This window comes from Staphylococcus sp. GDY8P120P (assembly GCF_017892065.1).
In the GTDB taxonomy this organism is placed as follows: domain Bacteria; phylum Bacillota; class Bacilli; order Staphylococcales; family Staphylococcaceae; genus Staphylococcus; species Staphylococcus nepalensis.
The window spans coordinates 1-852 of the sequence record NZ_JAESKI010000059.1 but is presented as its reverse complement, the minus strand read 5'-3'; the positions used below and the strand labels follow the sequence as shown (position 1 = coordinate 852).

The 852-nt window shown below is 29.3% G+C and carries 2 protein-coding genes; one reads left to right on the top strand and one right to left on the bottom strand.

The window, feature by feature from the left end:
- Nucleotides 1-123 precede the first annotated feature (123 nt).
- Nucleotides 124-450 (top strand): hypothetical protein, encoded by a 327-nt coding sequence (locus tag KA900_RS14635; protein ID WP_210139789.1) that lies wholly within the window; start codon nt 124-126, stop codon nt 448-450.
- Here KA900_RS14635 and KA900_RS14630 read toward each other — a convergent pair.
- A partial coding sequence (locus KA900_RS14630) for a transposase (RefSeq protein ID WP_210139788.1) occupies nt 414-852 on the bottom strand: 439 nt, incomplete at its 5' end. The two genes, KA900_RS14635 and KA900_RS14630, sit on opposite strands and share 37 nt — an antisense overlap.

Here is an 852-nt window from a genome sequence, read left to right as displayed (position 1 = left end):
AACAATACAAAATTGTAGTATAATATATATGTATAATATGGAAGTGAAAAAATATTTAATGTAATTTAAACTGAAAACGATAAAACCATTCATAGTAGATTTATATAAAGTGAGGTGTGATATATGAATAATGACTACGTAACTATAGCAGAATTTCAAATGCTAGAAAAACATATGAACACAAGATTTGATTTAATAGAAAGCTCTTTAAGAGAAGTAAAAAACGAATTGAAGAATGATATTAAAAGTGAAAGTCATCAAAGAATGATAGAATCTGAATCATTAAAAGAAGATATTATCAATTTAGTAGATCAAAAAATTAGCGCCAACATTAGTAATATGAAAGACGCTCAAAATAAATGGTTTATAGCAACCATACTCGTCGTACGGCTTTGTCAAATTAAGTGTGTAAGTTATTCAAGATACTTAATAACTCTATCTTTAATTTGATCATATAAAAGAAGCTGGTTCATAACCATAGACCAGTTTGGAATGTAACCAGTGGACCATTTCTTTTGAAGTTCTTTCGTTCGAATAAAGAGTAATTTTAAGAGTGCATTCTCATTTGGGAATGCACCTTTTTTTGTAACCTTTCGGTAACTAGAATGAATACTTTCTACCGCGTTAGTTGTATATATGATTTTACGAATATTACTACCATAATCAAACAGCTGTTCAACGTGAGTGAAGTTACGTTTCCAAACATCAACCGCTACAGGATATTGAGACCATTGTTGTTTAAATGCTTCAAAAGCAGTATGACAAGCTTTAAGTGATGTTGCCCCATAAACCTTTCTTAAAGAAGAAGTAAAAGCTTTATAGTCTTTACTTGGTACGTATTTAATAGAATTC

What these genes read in the sequence shown, in the direction of transcription:
- KA900_RS14635 (WP_210139789.1), top strand. Translation starts at nt 124, where the DNA reads ATGAATAATGACTACGTAACTATAGCAGAATTTCAAATGCTAGAAAAA.